Here is a 581-nt window from a genome sequence, read left to right as displayed (position 1 = left end):
TATGACAAAAAATATGGAGCAAGACCCTTACAAAGAACAATAAGAAATCTTTTGGAAGATGAAATTGCAGATAGATATTTGGATGGAAAATTAAAGAGGGTAGCTTAATTAATATTGATTTCAAAAATAAACTCATAATAGAAAATGTAGAAGAATTAGAAGATTTAAAAAAAGATAAGAAAGATGAAAAAGAAAATAGCATACAAGTGCAGTAATTGTGGATATATATCCCAGGGATATTTTGGAAAATGTCCCCACTGCAACAAATGGAATACTTTAGAAGAGTTTGATGAAAATAATAATTCTGAAAAATCACACAGTCAAAATAAAGATGCTGTTATCTTAAAAAATGTTGATTCTAAAGAATCTTCAAGAGTTATGACTGATATCATGGAATTTAACAGAGTTATGGGCGGAGGTATTGTTAGAGATTCTGTAAGTATATTGACAGCAAAACCTGGAGCAGGAAAATCCACTTTACTTTTACAAGTAGCTAATGATTTAGCCAAAAAGGGTTTTGTAGTCTTATATGCAAGTGGAGAAGAATCTCAGTCACAAATAAAAAGAAGAGCTACAAGGAT

At 30.1% G+C, this 581-nt stretch carries 2 protein-coding genes; both read left to right on the top strand.

Annotated elements, in window-relative coordinates; all coding sequences use genetic code 11:
• Positions 1–39 precede the first annotated feature (39 nt).
• Complete coding sequence (locus HMPREF9131_RS08920) at positions 40–108, top strand: hypothetical protein (RefSeq protein ID WP_369744391.1); 69 nt, start codon at positions 40–42, stop codon at positions 106–108.
• Positions 109–183: 75 nt separating this feature from the next.
• A partial coding sequence (locus HMPREF9131_RS01465) for an AAA family ATPase (RefSeq protein WP_009344984.1) occupies positions 184–581 on the top strand: 398 nt, incomplete at its 3' end.

This window comes from Peptoniphilus sp. oral taxon 836 str. F0141, from assembly GCF_000179335.1.
Lineage (GTDB): Bacteria > Bacillota > Clostridia > Tissierellales > Peptoniphilaceae > Peptoniphilus_A > Peptoniphilus_A lacrimalis.
Note: the sequence above shows the minus strand (reverse complement) of the source record. Positions and strands in the feature narration are given on the sequence as shown.